Genomic DNA, 17,242 nt, shown 5'->3' with positions numbered 1-17,242 from the left:
AAGAGCCGGGGGCCGGTGAGGTCTTTCTGATCCCGACGTAACGTCACCGCAGCGGTGACGTCACCCCGACCCCGCAACCTTGTGGGTATGGCCAGCACACCGCGATTCCTGCAAGGCGTCTTCTCGTTCACCGGACACGGTCTGGACAAGCCCGAGCTGATCGATCCCAGCCTCAGCTTCGTTGTCCCCGAGGGTACGACGGCTCAGCCACTGTACTTTCGCGGCGGAAATTCGAGCGACGAGCTGGTGGTCGTCACCTTGCTGCGCGACGGCAGTCCGATGCGCATGTTCCCGATGGGTGCCAAGAGCGGCGTGAACATTCCGCTGCGGGTGGTCGAGGACGTGGATCCCGACACGGTGCTCGAATTGGTCGTCGCCGCCCCTGCCGGAACCAGCGGAGAGGTCGTCGTCGATTTCGGTCTGGTGTTGATCTGATGACCGCGGGCAAGCAGCGGCTGCTGGTGGTCGGTAACGGGATGGCCGGTGCCAGGGCGGTCGAGGAGATCATCAAACGCGGCGGCAGTTCGTCGTTCGAGATCACCATGATCGGCGACGAGCCGTACGGCAACTACAACCGAATCATGCTCTCGCACGTGTTGTCCGGCGAGGCCACCGTCGACGACGAGGACCTGATCCTCAACCCGATGAGCTGGTACAGCGAGAACGGCGTCACGCTGCACGCCGGAGACCGCGCGATCTCGCTCGACCGGTTCTCCAAGACCGTCGTCTGCGAGAGCGGTCGGTCCGTCGACTACGACGTGCTGATCATCGCCACCGGCAGCAACACGTTCTTCCCCAACATGGACGGTCTCCGCGAGTCCGACGGCAGGCTGGCGCGAGGCGTGTTCGGGTTCCGCACCATCGCCGACACCAACGGCATGCTGCAGATGGCGCAGTCGCGCGACGACGTGTGCGCCGTCGTCATCGGCGGCGGACTGCTCGGACTCGAAGCCGCATACGGCTTGCGCACGCAGGGCCTGGAAGTGAACGTGGTGCACTCCCCCGGTCACCTGATGAATCAGCAGCTCGACGAGCGTGGCGGCCGCGTACTGCGTAACAAGATCGAGTCACTCGGCGTCGGCGTGCACACCTCCAAGCGAACCACCTCGGTGTTGCGCTCCGAGGACGGCGTCGTCACCGGCGTGGGGTTCAACGACGGCACCTCGCTCGCCGCTGACATGGTGGTGGTCACCGCGGGCATTCGTCCCAGCGTCGATTTCGCTCGCGCCGGCGGACTGGTGATCGAACGCGGAATCGTCGTCGACGACCAATTACGTTGCGAGGACGAGGGTTCCATCTATGCCGTCGGTGAATGCTGCCAACACCGCGGCGAGGTCTACGGCCTCGTCGCTCCGCTGTGGGAGCAGGCCGTCGTGTTGGCAGACGTGCTCACCGGAGCCGATCCCACTGCGGCGTATCACGGTTCGCGTCTGACCACCAAGCTCAAGGTCGCCGGTGTCGACGTCGCCTCGATGGGGATCACCGCCCCCGAACGAGACGACGACGAGTTCGTCCAGTTCTACGAGCCGCGCAGCGGTACGTACAAGTCGGTGATCGTGCGGAACAACAAACTCGTCGGTGCCACCCTGCTGGGCGACATCTCCAAGGCCAACTTCCTCACCCAGGCGTTCGACGAGAAAGTGCCGTTGCCCGACGAGCGCATCAGCATGCTCTTCGACATGGGCACCCCCTCTGCGGCAACAGGAGCCGCCGAGCTGGCCGACGACGTCCAGGTGTGCAACTGCAACGGCGTCACCAAGGGAGCCATCGTGGCCTGCGTACACGCAGGCGCGAAGAACCTCGGCGACGTGACCGCGAAGACCCGGGCGGGCAAGGGGTGCGGATCGTGCAAGGGACTGGTGAAGGGCATCATCGCGTGCGCAGCAGGCGGTGCCGTCGAGGCCGACCCGACCGCAGACTGGTACGTGCCGTGTATCCCGATGACCAAGCCGGAGCTGATCGACGCGATTCGCGCGCAGGATCTTCGGGCGGTGTCTGCGGTCTTCGCCGCGTTGGCGACCGGTGGAGCGGAGGATGCCGCGGCCAAGATGCCGTTGGCGTCGTTGCTGCGGACGGTGTGGGGCCCGGACTGGGTGGACGAGCGCGGCGCGCTGTTCATCAACGACCGAGTTCACGCCAACATCCAGCGGGACGGCACGTTCTCGGTGGTGCCGCAGATGAAGGGTGGCGTCACCACCCCGGATCAGTTGCGCAAGATCGCCGACGTCGCGGACAAGTACCACGTTCCGCTGGTCAAGGTCACCGGCGGTCAGCGTATCGATCTCCTCGGCATCAAGAAGGAAGACCTGCCGAAGGTGTGGGGCGATCTGGACATGCCCTCCGGCTTCGCCTACGGCAAGAGTATGCGCACGGTGAAGACCTGCGTCGGCAGCGACTTCTGTCGCTTCGGCCTCGGCGACTCGACGGCACTGGGCATCGCCCTCGAAGAACGGTTCCAGGGCTTGGAGACCCCGGCGAAGTTGAAGCTCGCGGTCGCGGGCTGCCCGCGCAACTGCTCGGAAGCACTGTGCAAGGACTTCGGCGTCGTCTCGGTGGGTGAGGACAAATGGGAGATCTACGTCGGAGGTGCGGCCGGTGCACACATCCGCAAGGGCGATCTACTGGCCACCGTGACGGGGGCCGAGGAGGTTCTGACCGTGGCAGGCAGGTTCATCCAGCATTACCGTGAGAACGCCCAGTGGCTCGAGCGAACGTACGCGTGGGTTCCGCGTGTCGGTCTCGAAGAACTGCAGAGCGTGCTGATCGACGACCGCGACGGCATCGTCGCCGGACTCGACGAACGAATGCAGGCATCGGTGGACGGGTACATCGACCCGTGGCAGGACCGCGCCGCACCGAAGTCACCCGCCCAGTTCACCCCATCGCTGCCCCTGCTTCCGCTGCCACAGGTGCCGGTCCGATGAGCGTGCCTGTCGGGGCCGTGGAGGACCTGACGCCCGGCGAGGGACGGGCCTACGTGGTGGACGGCAAGCAGGTGGCGGTGTTCCTCCTCCGTGACGGCTCGGTCCGGGCCATGGACGCCGTGTGCCCGCACAAGGGCGGGCCGCTGGCAGACGGTCAGATCGACGGATCCATAGTCGTGTGTCCACTGCACCAGTACACCTTCTCGCTCGACGACGGCACCTGCCCCAGCGGCATCGACTCGGTGCGCACCTACCCCGCCGCAGTGGTGGACGGAAAAGTGACCCTGGAGCTCTAACCGGCACGGTTGAACGACCGAGAGCCTGACCCCCTACCCTGTTCCAGTGAGCGAATCAGGCGAGGACGCACGACAGGGAGTCGTGAATGCGTTCGTGGAGGAAGATCGTCTCGGTCTCTTCTCGTTCGCCGTTGCCGAGAAGCGCTCCGAGTACCTGGCTGTTCTCCGGGCATTCGACACTGCACGAGCCAACTACGTCGTCCTGCTGCACTCCGGAGACGTCGCCGACCTCATCGCACGCAGCTCCGGGCACCACGAAGCGCTGAGCACCCTCGACATCGCGCCTCTGCTCGATCAGCTCCACGCCTGGGGCCTGCTCGAACGCAGCTACGACGGCACCCGCGCCGCCACCCTCGCCGAGTACCGCAACCGTCACTTCGTCTACCAGTTCGGCCAAGCCGGCTACAAGGCCTACCGAGCGGTCGAGGACGTGCTCGGTGCGCGCCTGGACGACGCCGCGCTGTCGCGGCTGGTGCTGCCCGAGCTACTGGCCGACATGCACGAGCTGGCCGAGGCGAACCGTCAGGCCGACGGCGATCGCATCTACCGCAAGCTCAGCCGACTCGATTCGACACTGTCGGAGATGGCTACCCGCGCCGCGCACTTCTATCTGGTGCTCGGCGACCTCGTGCGCACCACCGAGATCACGCCGGAGTCGTTCCTGGTCCACAAGGACGCCCTGCTGACACACATGCGTGAATTCAGCTCCGATCTGACCCGCTACGCACCGAAACTCGCCGAGGCGATAGCACTCGTCGAGAGCACCGGAATCGAGGAACTCGTCGAGCGAGCCGCGATCAGCGACGAACGAGTCTTTCTCACCGTCGCCGAACGCCGCGCCGACTGGACCGATCGCTGGGCCGGCCTCTCGCATTGGTTCGTCTCGGCCGAGTCCGAACTCAGCGAGTCCGAGCGACTCCGCGAGGGCACGATGAGCGCGATCGCCGCCGTGCTGTCGCTGCTGCGCCGGGTGACCGAGACCCGCAAGGGCGGAGTCAGTCGCGAGAGCCAATTGCGCCACCTGGCCGGTTGGTTCGCTGCCGCGCCGACCGAAGACAGCGCGCACGCTCTGTTCCATGCCGTGTTCGGCCTCGGCAGACCGCGGCATCTGTCGATGGTGCATCCCGACGCCGACATCATCCCCACGTCCCGATCGTGGTGGGAGGCACCACCGGTCGAGATCTCGCGCACCCTGGCCGAGACCGGACGCACCCCGACCCCCGGTGTTCCGGGACGGGTGCAGCGCAACGACGGCGGCATCAGACGGCTGCGCGAGCAGCAACTCGAGTCGCAGCGATCACGCAGTGCCGCAGCGCAGTCGCTTGCCTCCGCCGGAATCCACGACCGGATTCTCGACGAGCAGGAAACCGAGGTGCTGTTGAGTCTGTTGAATGCTGCGTTGACCGCCCGGGTACGCGTGAGCGGACGCACCTCCGACTCGTCCGGATCGGACAGCGGCGTGCGCCTGACGCTCAGCGACAGTGACCGTTCGACGATCGTGCGGACCAGCAGAGGCCGGCTGCATCTGGACCGCCTCGCGCTCGAGGTCAGCGAGGTGGCACGCCGATGAGAGCTCGCGAGATCTCCACCCTCGCACTGGATTCCTACCAGCGGGCCGCCCGGGTTGCGCTGTCGAATCACCTGGTGACCACGACGTACCCCGATCGGATCGCGCTGCCACTGCTGCGCAGATGGGCCACCGAGTTGCGCGAGGATCTGCTCGAGCTGTTCGGGTATCGCCTCGAGGTCACCGAGACCACGGCTCGCCTGTTCCCGGTGATCGACGCACTCGACGACAGTCAACCCGCGCGAACGCCCACCGACCGAGTCTTCGACCGCCGTAGGTACGCGTACCTGGCGTTGGCGCTGGCGGCACTCGGCCGGGCGGGCAACCAGATCACCCTGTCCGAACTCGCCGATCATGTTGCAGCAGAGGCGAGTCAGGTCGACGGTGTCGAGCTGACAACCGATCGGGCAAGCGACCGAGACGCGTTCGTCGACGCGATCGGGTGGCTCGCGACACGCGGGGCCATCGCGTTGGCCGACGGTGACGCGAGCGGCTGGGCGAACAACCCGTCCGCAGGCGAGGCGCTCTACGACATCGACCGTCCCGTCGTCGTTGCCATGTTCAGGCCGCCCCGCGCCGTGCAGCATCTGCGATCGATTCGCGGGTTGCTGGCCGGCTCGAACGCCGCGATCGACCCCGAGGAATCCGATGCGGGACAGACCGATTCCGGGCGTGAGGCAGATCCGAAGGAAACGCTGCGTGCGGTACGCCGTGCGTTGGTGGAGCAACCGGTGGTCTATTTCGACGATCTCGACCCGGACGGCCGCACGGCCCTCGCCGCGTCGCGCACCGTTGCCGACGTCGAGTTGCTGACCGGCCTCGTCGCCGAGCGTCGCGCCGAGGGAGTGGCCCTCATCGACACCTCGGGACGACTCTCGGACTACCGATTCCCCAGCACCGGAACCATTGCCCAGGTCGCATTGCTGATCGCGGGCGAGATCTCGGACCGGGTGATCGATCCGGATGCACCCGCGCTGGCGACCTACCCCCTTCCCGACGGTGACGCCCTGATCGAGCAGTTGGACGGTGCCATTCCCGACGGTGGAGTCTTCGGTGATCTCGCAGAATTCGGGTTCGGTTCCGATGCAACTGCATTCGACGATGCGGTGGACAAGAAGCAGTATCCGCTCATCGAGGACAGTTGGTTGGTCTCGGTGGTCGACGATCTCGTCGAACGGTTCGGTCGTACGTTCGCCGCGCAGTGGCAGACCGATCGCGACGGCCTACGGCTCCGAGCGATCGCGATGCTGCATCGACTTCGATTGATACACAGCGTGTCCGGCGGCGTGCTGGTGCTGCCGGTGATCGCGCGCTACCGCGACGTGATGGTCAGCGTGCGCGATCGGACCCCGCAGGATTCGCTGTTCGGTACCGAACAGTCCCCCAGTACCGACCAGTCCCCCAGAACCGACCAGGCCGACATCACCGATTTATCCGAAGTAGAGGCTTGAGTAGATGACCGCACACTCGTCACGTTTCCGGCCGACGCGAGCAGGGATCGTCAACCTGTGGGACTACCGTGATCAGGAGTTCTCCTTCGCCGACGGTCGTCTGGTGTTGCGTGGGCCCAACGGTTCCGGCAAGACCAAGGCTCTCGAAGTGCTGTTCCCGTTCGTCCTCGACGGTCGTATCGAACCGCGCCGGCTCAATCCGTTCGCCGGAGAAGAGCGGACGATGAAGTCCAACCTGCTCTACCGAGGGCAGGAAAGCGCGCACTCGTATGTGTGGATGGAGTTCGGCCGCGGGTCGCGCGAGGACCCCGAATCGGTGACGGTCGGAATCGGCATGCGGGCGAGCCGCCACAACGACAAGGTGACCCGCTGGTACTTCGTGGCCGACGGCCGAGTGGGCGTCGACTTCTCGCTGTTGGGTTCCGACGACCGTCCGTTGACGAAGAAGCAACTCGGTGAACAGCTGGGCACCGACGCATTGACAGATCGCCCGGTGGACTATCGCGCCGCGATCGACGCCCGCATGTTCGGGCTCGGTGCACAGCGCTACGACCAGTTGATCAACTTGATCTTGACACTCCGCCGCCCACAGTTGGCCAAAAACCTCGACCCGAAGGGGCTCTCGCAGGCGTTGACCGACGGCCTGCGTCCGTTGGACGAGCAGCTGGTGCTCGAAGCAGCGCGCTCCTTCAGTGACATGGAAGAGGTGGGCCGGGCTCTCGAAGGACTGGCGCAGGCCGATCACGCCGCCAAGAACTTCGTCTCGGTGTACTCCAAATACCTTCGGGTGCAGACGCGTTCGGATGTCGAGCAGGTCTCGCGCCGGCTCGAGGCGGTCACTCATGCGACCACCGCACACTTCGCCGCTGCCGCTCTGAAGGACCGCCGTCTGCTCGAACGTGCGGCTGCAGAAACCCGATTCGACGAGGCCGAACGCGCACTGGATCAGGCCGTCGCAGACCGCGAGACTCTACAGCGCTCGAGCGCATACGAGGGCAAGCAGCAACTCGACGATCTGGCCGAATCCGCTGCGAAGCTGGAGATCTCGACCGCCCAGCAGGCCGACCGCGCCCGCAAGGCTCGAGTAGAACTGGAGCAGCGCACCACCGAAGCGGCTCGGGCCGATTCCGCACTCCGGGATTCCGTTGCCGGGGTCACCCGCGCCGAGGAGGAACTGCAGTCTGCAGCCGAGGACGCGGGGATCGTCTGGACACCACTGCCGGGAACCGCCCGTAGCGACCAGATCAGCACCGCGCTGCGTGGCCACGCCGAGGAACGCGACGGCGACGTGCGGGCGGTTCGCGAGGCGCTGGGAACCGTCGAGAAGGCGTCGACGGAACGCACTCGTGCGGAGAAGGCCGCGTCGAAGGCCAGAGAGATGCTCGAGGCCGCGTCGGCCGCGGTCACCGAGGCCGAGGCGACCGTGGACCTGGAGAAGGCGCAGTTCGCTTCGGGACTACGAGCCTGGTGGTCGAACAATTCGGCGCTCTACTCTGCTGCGGGCATCACCTCCGCCGCGTTCGAGGCCCTCGACGCGGCGTTGGCACACGTCGGCGACGACGACGCCCCGAGCCTGGAATCGGTGCTGGCCGAACAGACCGCGGACGGTATCGACGCGCTTCGTGCCCGGCAGGCACAGGCCCGCGTGGACGTATCGACCCGCACGGCCGAGCTGAACGCGCTACGCGACGAACTGTCCCTGGTGCGAGCCGAACACGATGACGCGCCGCCGCCGTTCGCCGCGCGGACCGACTCGCGTGCGGATCTGTCGGGAGCGCCACTGTGGCAGCTGGTTCGGTTCGCGGTTTCGGTCTCCCCTGCCGACGCCGCCGGAATCGAATCCGCGCTGCAGGCGGCGAATCTGCTCGACGGCTGGATCCATCCGATCGCGGATTTCCCCGTCGACTCGAACTCGGAGCAGTATCTGTCGCCGCTGCCGGAGGCCTCGAGGCCGACCGGAACCACGTTGGCGTCCGTCCTCGAACCCGAGCCCGGCACTGCCGTATCGGAATCGCGCATACTCGACGTGCTGAATTCGGTTGCACTGCAACAGGACCAAAGCGCATTCTCCGGCGGTGCCGTCTCGGTGGGCGTCGACGGTCGGTACTGGCAGGGTGTGCAGCAGGGTCGCCACACCAAGGCCGATGCCGAGTACATCGGTGCGACGGCGCGGGCTCGTCGGCGTGAGCAACGCATCGCCGAGCTCGGTGCCGCGATCGATACCGCAACGGCCGCGCTGGAGACCGCGACGGCCGACGAACGATCTGCGCGCGAATCGGTGCAGGCACTGGGTGCGGCCGCCAAGCAGCTCCCCCGGGCCTCGGCCATCGTGAGAGCGCAACGCGCCGTCACCGCTGCCGCTGGAGCGCTACGCACCTCCACGGAGGGTGCTGCCGCGGCCGACCGTGAGTTCGACCAGGCGATCGCAGACCTGTCGGCGAAGGAGAAGCAGCTGCGCACCGTCGCCGTGGCTCACCGCACCCCCCACATCGGTCGCGACATCGATGCCCTCGCCGCTGCGATTCGGCATTTCGAGCATCAGGGCTCGGTGGTCATCCGCAAGCGTGGCGATCACACGCGCGAAGCAGAACGCGCCCGCGAAGCAACCAACCGGCTCGAAGAGGCGACCGGCCTGGCCGAGGAGCTCGCCGAGGAAGCGGCAATAGCCGAAGAGAACTACCGACAGCAGGTGCAACGCCTCGAGCTCCTGAGCGAGAAGCTCGGTGCCACCGCCGAACAGATCGACACCGATCTGGAGAACGCACGCGAACGCATCGAGAAATGCCGCGCCGAGCAGCGGGCCGCGCGCAAAGCGGACAAGGAAGCCGGCGAAGCGATCGGCAAGGCCGAGGGTGCCTGCAACACCGCGCTGGAAAGCCTGCGCGGTGCCGTCACCGAAACCCTGGGCGACGCCGTGCGGCTGGCGCCCTACGCTCGCAAGGACCTGCTCGGCATCCTCGGTGTCCACGAGGCGTACGCCTGGCCTGCCAGTGATTCTGCCTGGTTGACCGTGGAGCAGATTCTGTATCGAGTTCAGCAGGCCGACGGTCCCGACGACGAGGTTCCGGTACTACCGCCGGTCGTGAGCGCACTGCATTCGGCACTCGACGCAGCGACGGCGTCGGTGAAAGTCAGTGACTCGAGCCGGAAGTCGACCCGGACGGCCCTGACGAGTGCGCTCCAGGAGTTCGATTCGCAACTCGCCGCATCGGGGCAGGACTACCGTTTGCAGTGGGATGCGCCGGACGGTTTGACCGTCGTACGAGTTCAGGACGAGCAGGGCTATTCGTCGGTCGGAGATTTCGCCGACCGCATCGGCGCGGCGAGGGCCGATCAGGAGTTGCTGCTGACCGAGCAGGAGCGCCGAATACTCGAAGATGCACTGCTGACCGGCCTGGCGCAGCAGATTCACGAGCGCACCGTCGACGCACGCGAGCTGATCGCCCAGATGTCTGCGGAGATGAAGCAGCGCCGCATGTCGTCGGGCAACACGATCGGTGTGCACTGGGTGCTCGCGGACAACCTCGACGACGGGGCCCGGGCGGTGTCCAAACTGCTCGACCGCGACGCCTCGGCGTTGAACCAGGACGATCTGGCCGCAATGCGCGCCCACTTCGCGTCGGAGATCAGAATCGCTCGCGCGGCGCATCCGGAACGGTCCTACCCCGAGATCCTGTCCACGACACTGGACTATCGCCGCTGGCGCGTGTTCGCCTTCACGCTCATCAGCGGTGACGGCAACGAGGATCGTCTCACCGTCGCACGCCACAGTGCGCTCTCGGGCGGTGAGCAGTCGGTGTCGCTGCACCTGCCATTGTTCGCCGCCGCGCACGTGATGCTGTCCTCCGCCGATCCACATTCACCTCGGCTGCTGGCGCTGGACGAGGCGTTCGCCGGTGTCGACGACAACGGCCGCAGCGAATTGCTCGGCCTGAGTGTGCAATTCGACCTCGACCTGTTCATGACCGGATACGACCTGTGGATCACCTACGGGGACGTCCCCGGCTGCGCGCACTACGACCTGGCGCATTCGACAGCCGAGAACACCGTCAGCGCAGCACTTCTGGTGTGGGAGAACGGCGAACTGTTCGCCGAGCACGACGGTACCGACCTCGCCGCGGCACTCGGGTCACCGCTGACGCGCCGGGTGCCGACCCGAACCGAAGGTGGGCTGGAGTTTGAGCGGTAACAGCGAATGGCGCGGCAGCGTGGAATTGGGTGCGCTGCTCGATGCGGCACGAAAGAAGTTGGAGTCCAACTGGCTTCGGGTCGGCGGCAACATCACCGTCGATCTGAGCGATGCTCCGGAGCTGTGGCGTCTGTGCAGCGCGATCTCTCGGTCCAATTCGAGTCTGCATTCTCGGGCGCGCAGCACCAGACTCGACCTGGAGCGATTCGACGCGTGGCTGAGCCATCCGCTCAACGGTGGCCTCGGACTGATCGACACCCTCACGTCGCAGGCCCCGTTGCAGGACAAGAAGCGGATCGCCGCCGACAAGGCTCAGGTGCGCGCCGATGCACTCGATCGGGCCAGGGATGTTCTCGGCGGCGGCACCGACCGAGAATGGATCGAACATTGGATCGCCTCGTTGCTCAACCAGGACGGCACCCTCGGTGGCCGGGTCGCCGTCGACGCGCTCGAGGTGGCCACGAAGGTCCTCGCGATGCTGCCGGTGGACGGGATGTCGCTCACCGAGCTGGCCGAACTCGCCTGCGGTGATACCAAGGCACTCTCGGCCGGCGGTGCCCCGAAACTTGTCCTCGATGCATTGTCGTTGCGCGAGAACGTCCCTCGGCCCGTCGATCCGGTCGGTATCAGGGCGTTGTGGGAGACCGCAGGTGTGTCGGTCGACGCGGTGTCCAGCCGGGTGCTGGTGCTCGGCTACCGCGTCGACGAGACCCATACCGTGGCAGGGTGGCTGAACGAGGCTGCCGACGAGGGCATCCCCTTCTCCGTCACCGTGGACATGCTCATGCGCGGGACGCTCACCAACAGTTCGGCCACGGTGTTCGTCTGCGAGAACGTGGCGGTTCTCGCCGCGGCAGCCCGCACTCTCGGGTCGAACTGCGCGAGCCTGATCTGCACGGACGGTCAGCCCTCCGCCGCGGTACACCGGCTGCTGGCCTCCCGCGCACCAGGCACCACGATTCGCTGGCGTGCCGACTTCGACTGGGCCGGAGTGCACATGGTGAAACGAGCACTCTCCCGGTACGACGCGGTGCCGTGGCGCATGGACGTCGACTCCTATCGACTTGCTCTCGACGCACGAAATTCCGAACCGCTGAAGGGCCATCCGACGGACAGTCCGTGGGACACGGAACTGGCTGCTGCTCTTCGTGGTTCGGGCCGGGCAGTCATGGAGGAACGACTCGTCCCGGATCTGTTGATGGATCTACGAGCCAGGGATTCGACCTAACGCAGCGGAACTCCGAGCAACGTGTCGACTGCATCGGCGAAGGCGGCGGGTGCACCCGCATCCGATCCGCCGCGCTCGACCGCGAAACTCGCCCACGCGTCGAGCGCATCGAGAGCCTTGGGGGTGTCCAGATCGTCGGCCAGATGCTGCCGCAACCGATTGATCACATCGTCGGCCGACGCTGCGCTCTCCAGCGCAGCGGCCCGACGCCACAGTGCGAGCCGGGTGTGAGCCCGTTCGAGAACCTCGTCGGACCACGGCCGATCCTGCCGGTAGTGCCCGGCCAGCAGACCGAGTCGCACGGCTGCGGGGTCGACGTTCTCGGCCCGGAGCTTGGAGACGAACACCAAATTGCCGCGGCTCTTGGACATCTTCTCGCCGTCGAGCCCGATCATGCCGGTGTGCACGTAGTGCCGCGCGAAACGCGGATCACCGGTCGCCGCCTCCGCGTGGGCGGCCGAGAATTCGTGGTGCGGGAAGATGAGATCGCTTCCGCCGCCCTGGATGTCGAAGCCGGTACCGATGCGGTTGAGCGCGATCGCCGCGCATTCGATGTGCCACCCGGGCCTGCCGGGACCCCACGGCGACGGCCACGACGGCTCGCCCGGCCGCACCGCGCGCCAGAGCAACGCATCGAGCGGATCCCGCTTACCGACCCGATCGGGGTCACCTCCGCGTTCGGCGAAGAACGTGTCCATCGTGGCGCGGTCGTAGCCGGACTCGTAACCGAACTGCTCCGTGGCATCGGCACGGAAGTACACATCCGGGTACTCGGCATCGTCGACGACGTACGCGGCACCGGACGCGACGAGCTTCTCCACGAGTTCGACGACCTCGTCGACGGACTCGACGGCGCCGATGTAGTCGCGCGGAGGGAGCACGCGCAGCGCTTCCATGTCGGCACGGAAGAGCTCGATCTCACGCGCTCCCAGATCGCGCCAGTCCTCACCGTCGCGGTCGGCGCGCTCGAACAGTGGGTCGTCGACATCGGTGACGTTCTGGACGTAATGCACGTCCATGCCCATGTCTCGCCACAGTCGGTTGATCAGGTCGAACGTCAGATACGTCGCTGCGTGTCCGAGGTGGGTGGCGTCGTACGGGGTAATTCCACAGACGTACATCCGAGCCGTCGAACCGGGGGTGACGGGTCGAACCTGACGGTCTGCGGTATCGAACAATCGAAGCGCTGGACCCTGTCCTGGAATTGTCGGGATCTCCGGGCTCGACCAAGAATGCATGCAACCGAGCCTATCCGAGCCCGATCAGAAGGCGGGCCAGGGTATGGGTCTGCTCGAGCGCGGCTCCGGCATGACCGGCCGCGCGATCAGCTCCTGCGCCCGGTCGAGAACCGCGACCGTTTCGGTGAGGGTGATCTTGTCGACCAGGCGTGGAGCGACGACCGCGTCGAACGTCTCGACGAACCGCACGACGTCGGTCATCAACGCGTCGTCCACCGCCTGGCCTGCCCACCCCCACAGCACCGTGCGCAGCTTGTTCTCGGCGTGCAGGCAGATGCCGTGATCGACTCCGTACACGTAGCCGTCCAGACCTTCGAGCGCGTGCCCGCCCTTGCGATCGGCGTTGTTGAGGATCACGTCGAGCACCGCCATCCGCTGCAGCCGCGGATCGTCGGCGTGGATCAGCGCGATCTCCTCGCCCTCGCCGTCGTACGCCTGCAGTACCGGAATCCAGCCCGCCGGTACGAGATCGGGACGGCAGATATCGACCAGGTCGACGCGTCCCTCGGCATGATCGTCGGGCGTGTCGATCCACTTCTGCACCATCCCGGGACCGAACGGCCCGTCGCGCAGAACCGTCGGCGGGATGACTCCCCAACCGAGGGCCTCGGAGATTTCGTAGGATGCCACTTCGCGGCCCGCGAGAGTGCCGTCCGGAAAATCCCACAGCGGAACCTCCCCGCGAACGGGTTTGTACACGCACCGCACGGCCGAGTCGCCCTCGCCCGCCTCGCACACCAGCGTGGCGTTGCTGGCCGACACCACGCGACCGACGATCGTCAGGTCGCCTGTCTCCATGGTTTCGCGGCCCTCGAACGGCGGCAGTTCGACGGTCAAGACTCGTCGACCTCGGTCACCGGTCCGAACGTCGCACCGCGGCGGTAGCCGTTGGTTCTGATGCAGACATGTCCCTCGGGGGCCAGTGGCTGTCCGCACAGCGGGCACGGCGCACGGCCGGCCGCGATGACGCGCTCGGACCGCACCGCGAACTCGCGGGCCTGCACCGGAGTGAGGAACACCCGGACGGCATCCGGGCCCTCGTCGGTGTCGTCGAGAACGACCGATTCGTCCACCTCGACTTCGCTGACGGCGAGAAGTTCCACCACGACGGCGTTGGCGTCGGCATCCCAGCCGAGTCCCATCGTTCCGACGCGGAACTCGGTGTCGATCGGGGTCAGCAACGGACTGGTGTCGACCGAATCGGCCTCCTCGGCCGGAACGTCCGCTCCGAACCGGCGGTGCACTTCCTCGAGTAGCAGCCCCATCCTGTCTGCGAGTACCTGGACCTGCTGCTTCTCCAGCGCAACGGACACCACGCGGGCGTCGTGCACCGCCTGGAGGAAGAACGTTCGGTCGCCCGGTTCCCCAACGGTCCCGGCAACGAAACGATCAGGGGTGCGAAAAACGTGTATGGCGCGCGGCATTGCACCTCCTAACGACTCGAACAGCTCCGCGAAGTGATTCTCGGAACTTTCATTATCGGCCACGGATCGACCGTGGACGGTATTGCTTGCCCTCCAGCCTGCCACCGATAGGGGTGTCAGCGCCGAAAGGGCGCTCTAGCTGCCTGCCCCACCACCGACGACCGCGTCGGAAGGGTCCGCATCGACCGATTCCGGCGTGGCGGGCTCCTCGGCTTTCGGCACGAACGCACTCAGATCGGACCCGGTGTCGTTGGTCCGTAGTACGAACGGCCGCGTCGAGGTGTAGCGGACGACGCTGATCGAGGCCGGGTCGGCGACTATCCGCTGAAAGGAATCGAGGTGGGCCCCCATGGCGTCCGAGAGCACCGACTTGATGACGTCACCGTGCGAGCACGCCACCCACAACACGTCGCGGCCGTGCTGCGCGGCCAACCGGGCGTCATGTTCACGCACGGCCTGCACCGCGCGTTGCTGCACCGTCGCCAAGCCCTCGCCCTCCGGGAACACCGCAGCCGACGGGTGCTGCTGCACCACCTTCCACAGCGGTTCCGCCAGCAACTCCTTGATCGTCCGGCCGGTCCACTGTCCGTAGTCGACCTCGACCAACCGGTCCTCGACCACCGGCGAGAGCCCGAGCTTGGCCGCCAACGGCTCCACTGTCTGCTCGCACCGCAGCAACGGCGAGCGCACGATCTCGGCCACGGGAAGCTCGCCGAGACGATCCGCCACCGCCTGCGCCTGCTCACGCCCCCGATCATCGAGCTCGACTCCCGCGCTCCGACCCGCGAGCGTGCCTGCGGTGTTCGACGTCGAGCGTCCGTGCCGAAGCAAGATGACTGTCATTGCATCGAGCCTAGCCAGTCTTGACCTCTGGGTCGTTCCGCAGGCTCCACTCCCGCACCACCAGGTCGTTCCGCAGGCTCCACTCCCGCACTCAGGTGGCCGACACGACCCCGCCGGCCAGCAGCCCGAGCACGACGACACCCAGCACGATGCGGTAACCGACGAACCAGTACAGCGAATGGTTCGCGACGAACTTCAACAACCAGGCGATCGAGGCGTAGCCGAGACCGAAGGCGACGATCGTGGCGACCAGCAGCTGCGGGCCGGACGCGGCCAGACCCGTGCCGACCGGCTCGAAGGCGTCGGGCAACGAGAAGAGACCGGAGGCGGTGACCGCCGGGATGGCAAGCAGGAACGAGAATCGTACAGCCGCTTCTCGTTCGAGTCCGAGAAACAGGCCGGCGCTGGTCGTCGCACCGGAACGGGACACTCCGGGGATCAACGCGAGGCACTGCGCCAGACCCATGACGATGCCGTCGCGGGTGGTCAGCTTCTCGATGGGACGTTCCTTGCGGCCGACCTTCTCGGCGATCGCGATGACGACGGCGAACGCGATCAACATGAACGCGATGAGGTACAGGTTCCTGGCACCGGTTCGGATCTGATCCTTGAACAGCAGGCCGAGAACGCCGATGGGGATGGTGGCGATGATCACGTACCACCCCATTCGGTAGTCGAGCCCGCGTTCGTTCTTGTGCTTCAGTCCGACGAACCAGGCCTTGACGATTCTGACGATGTCGCGCCAGAAGAACAGCAGCACAGCGGCTTCGGTGCCGAGCTGGGTCACCGCGGTGAAGGACGCGCCTGCGTCCTCGTTCCAGAACACGCTGGACATGATGCGCAGGTGCCCGGACGAGGAGATCGGCAGGAATTCGGTCAAGCCCTGCACCGCGCCGAGGATGATCGCCTGCAGCCACGTCATGTCGATCATGCGGGGCCACCCTCCGAGATCGGTGTCGATGGACTGTCCAGTGTCGATGCGCGGCCGCCGGCCTGCCCCCTGAATTCGCGATTCACGGGCACGACCGTACCCGGCGCGGCACGTACGCACCGAGCGGCGCGGCGCACTACTGTGCACTGGCGGCAGTGCAGTTCGACACCGACGATCACACGTAAAAGGACATTCGGCACATATGAAGCAGAGATCGGTCGGCACCAGCGGACTTCGAGTCTCGAGACTCGGCCTCGGCACCCTCGGATGGGGTAGCGGAACCGACGGTGACGACGCCGCAGCACAGTTGTCGGCGTTCGCCGAGGCCGGCGGCACGCTCGTCGACACGTCTCCGGCGTACGGCGACGGACGGGCACAACGAGTACTCGCCGAGTTGCTCGACGACGTCGTCCCGCGGCACGAATTGGTGATCAGCAGCGCAGCGGGCCTGAGTTCACGCTACGGCCGCTATCACGTGGATTGCTCGAGGCGCGGACTGCTCGGTCAACTCGACGCCACGCTGCGCGAACTGGGAACCGACTACCTGGACCTGTGGCAGGTCGCGACCTGGGACCCGATGACGCCGGTCGACGAGGTCGCCGCAACGCTGGACTACGCCGTGACCAGCGGACGGGTTCGCTACACCGGAGCCCGCGGATATCTCGGCTGGCAACTGGCGACGGCAGCGGGCGCAGCCGGTACCGGGCGCATCGTGGCCACTCAGGCGGAGTACTCACTGCTCGCGCGCGGAATCGAGGACGAGCTGGTTCCCGCCGCGCACCACCACGGCATCGGCATCCTCGCGGCGGTACCCCTGGCAGGCGGCGTCCTGACGGGCAAGTACCGCAGCGGAGTACCCGCGGACTCCCGCGGGGCCGACGAGCTGCACGCCGAGGCCGTGCACGCGTACCTGACCGATTCTGCCGTGGGCGTCGTCGACGCGGCCGTCACCGCTGCCGACGGTCTGGCCACCTCTCCCCTGGTGGTCGCACTCGCGTGGGCACGGGACCGACCGGGAGTGAGCAGCGCGATCGTGGGAGCGCGGGACCTCGCGCAGTTGATGGGCGCACTGATGGCCGAGGAACTCGAGCTGCCGCCAGCGATCGCGTCGGCCCTGGACGACGTCAGCGCCTGATCACGCACCAACATCG

General features: G+C 66.5%; 13 protein-coding genes. 8 read left to right on the top strand and 5 right to left on the bottom strand.

Annotated elements, in window-relative coordinates; genetic code table 11:
* The first annotated feature begins 87 nt into the window (after positions 1-87).
* The 7 genes from CH283_RS08475 to CH283_RS08445 all read left to right on the top strand — a co-directional run bounded on the left by CH283_RS08475 (position 88) and on the right by CH283_RS08445 (position 11,655).
* Positions 88-435, top strand: a complete 348-nt coding sequence (locus tag CH283_RS08475; RefSeq protein ID WP_068050787.1) for a molybdopterin oxidoreductase — start codon at positions 88-90, stop codon at positions 433-435.
* On the top strand, positions 435-2,924 hold the full coding sequence (gene nirB, locus CH283_RS08470; protein ID WP_094641820.1) for a nitrite reductase large subunit NirB: 2,490 nt from the start codon (positions 435-437) through the stop codon (positions 2,922-2,924). Before CH283_RS08475 ends, nirB begins: the two co-directional genes overlap by 1 nt.
* Positions 2,921-3,220, top strand: coding sequence for a Rieske (2Fe-2S) protein (locus tag CH283_RS08465; protein ID WP_068050791.1), 300 nt, complete (start codon positions 2,921-2,923; stop codon positions 3,218-3,220). The genes nirB and CH283_RS08465 overlap by 4 nt, the downstream gene beginning before the upstream one ends.
* A gap of 82 nt (positions 3,221-3,302) precedes the next feature.
* Positions 3,303-4,790 (top strand): TIGR02677 family protein, encoded by a 1,488-nt coding sequence (locus CH283_RS08460; RefSeq protein WP_373557664.1) that lies wholly within the window; start codon positions 3,303-3,305, stop codon positions 4,788-4,790.
* Positions 4,787-6,238 (top strand): DUF2398 family protein, encoded by a 1,452-nt coding sequence (locus tag CH283_RS08455; RefSeq protein ID WP_094641824.1) that lies wholly within the window; start codon positions 4,787-4,789, stop codon positions 6,236-6,238. Before CH283_RS08460 ends, CH283_RS08455 begins: the two co-directional genes overlap by 4 nt.
* Before the next feature lie 4 nt (positions 6,239-6,242).
* Positions 6,243-10,427, top strand: a complete 4,185-nt coding sequence (locus CH283_RS08450; protein ID WP_094641826.1) for a TIGR02680 family protein — start codon at positions 6,243-6,245, stop codon at positions 10,425-10,427.
* Entirely contained in the window at positions 10,417-11,655 is a 1,239-nt protein-coding gene (locus tag CH283_RS08445) for a DUF2399 domain-containing protein (RefSeq protein WP_255183143.1), read from the top strand. The genes CH283_RS08450 and CH283_RS08445 overlap by 11 nt, the downstream gene beginning before the upstream one ends.
* Here CH283_RS08445 and mshC read toward each other — a convergent pair.
* The 5 genes from mshC to CH283_RS08420 all read right to left on the bottom strand — a co-directional run bounded on the left by mshC (position 11,652) and on the right by CH283_RS08420 (position 16,082).
* Complete coding sequence (gene mshC, locus CH283_RS08440; protein WP_094641828.1) at positions 11,652-12,893, bottom strand: cysteine--1-D-myo-inosityl 2-amino-2-deoxy-alpha-D-glucopyranoside ligase; 1,242 nt, start codon at positions 12,891-12,893, stop codon at positions 11,652-11,654. The genes CH283_RS08445 and mshC overlap by 4 nt on opposite strands.
* Positions 12,894-12,917: 24 nt before the next feature.
* Positions 12,918-13,691 (bottom strand): SCO1664 family protein, encoded by a 774-nt coding sequence (locus CH283_RS08435; protein WP_176460530.1) that lies wholly within the window; start codon positions 13,689-13,691, stop codon positions 12,918-12,920.
* A 35-nt stretch (positions 13,692-13,726) separates the two neighbouring features.
* Positions 13,727-14,317 carry a DUF3090 domain-containing protein gene (locus CH283_RS08430; protein ID WP_068050796.1) on the bottom strand — a complete coding sequence of 197 codons (591 nt, stop codon included), beginning with the start codon at positions 14,315-14,317 and terminating at the stop codon, positions 13,727-13,729.
* Between the two features lie 135 nt (positions 14,318-14,452).
* Complete coding sequence (locus CH283_RS08425) at positions 14,453-15,160, bottom strand: histidine phosphatase family protein (protein ID WP_068050797.1); 708 nt, start codon at positions 15,158-15,160, stop codon at positions 14,453-14,455.
* 91 nt (positions 15,161-15,251) lie between these two features.
* A complete protein-coding gene (locus CH283_RS08420; protein ID WP_094642362.1) occupies positions 15,252-16,082 on the bottom strand; it encodes an undecaprenyl-diphosphate phosphatase in 831 nt (276 codons plus the stop codon).
* A gap of 211 nt (positions 16,083-16,293) precedes the next feature.
* Here CH283_RS08420 and CH283_RS08415 point away from each other — a divergent pair, with 211 nt between their 5' ends.
* Positions 16,294-17,226: an aldo/keto reductase gene (locus CH283_RS08415; RefSeq protein WP_094641830.1), complete on the top strand. Its 933-nt coding sequence runs from the start codon at positions 16,294-16,296 to the stop codon at positions 17,224-17,226.
* The last annotated feature ends 16 nt before the right edge of the window (positions 17,227-17,242 follow it).

Origin of the sequence: Rhodococcus sp. 05-2254-2 (assembly GCF_002259095.1) — a bacterium.
GTDB lineage: Bacteria > Actinomycetota > Actinomycetes > Mycobacteriales > Mycobacteriaceae > Rhodococcoides.
This window is presented reverse-complemented; position numbering and strand designations above follow the sequence as displayed.

What these genes read in the sequence shown, in the direction of transcription:
- CH283_RS08455 (WP_094641824.1), top strand. Translation starts at nt 4,787, where the DNA reads ATGAGAGCTCGCGAGATCTCCACCCTCGCACTGGATTCCTACCAGCGG.
- CH283_RS08415 (WP_094641830.1), top strand. Translation starts at nt 16,294, where the DNA reads ATGAAGCAGAGATCGGTCGGCACCAGCGGACTTCGAGTCTCGAGACTC.
- CH283_RS08465 (WP_068050791.1), top strand. Translation starts at nt 2,921, where the DNA reads ATGAGCGTGCCTGTCGGGGCCGTGGAGGACCTGACGCCCGGCGAGGGA.
- CH283_RS08425 (WP_068050797.1), bottom strand. Translation starts at nt 15,160, where the DNA reads ATGACAGTCATCTTGCTTCGGCACGGACGCTCGACGTCGAACACCGCA.
- mshC (WP_094641828.1), bottom strand. Translation starts at nt 12,893, where the DNA reads ATGCATTCTTGGTCGAGCCCGGAGATCCCGACAATTCCAGGACAGGGT.
- CH283_RS08430 (WP_068050796.1), bottom strand. Translation starts at nt 14,317, where the DNA reads ATGCCGCGCGCCATACACGTTTTTCGCACCCCTGATCGTTTCGTTGCC.
- CH283_RS08435 (WP_176460530.1), bottom strand. Translation starts at nt 13,691, where the DNA reads ATGGAGACAGGCGACCTGACGATCGTCGGTCGCGTGGTGTCGGCCAGC.
- CH283_RS08450 (WP_094641826.1), top strand. Translation starts at nt 6,243, where the DNA reads ATGACCGCACACTCGTCACGTTTCCGGCCGACGCGAGCAGGGATCGTC.
- nirB (WP_094641820.1), top strand. Translation starts at nt 435, where the DNA reads ATGACCGCGGGCAAGCAGCGGCTGCTGGTGGTCGGTAACGGGATGGCC.
- CH283_RS08475 (WP_068050787.1), top strand. Translation starts at nt 88, where the DNA reads ATGGCCAGCACACCGCGATTCCTGCAAGGCGTCTTCTCGTTCACCGGA.
- CH283_RS08420 (WP_094642362.1), bottom strand. Translation starts at nt 16,082, where the DNA reads ATGACGTGGCTGCAGGCGATCATCCTCGGCGCGGTGCAGGGCTTGACC.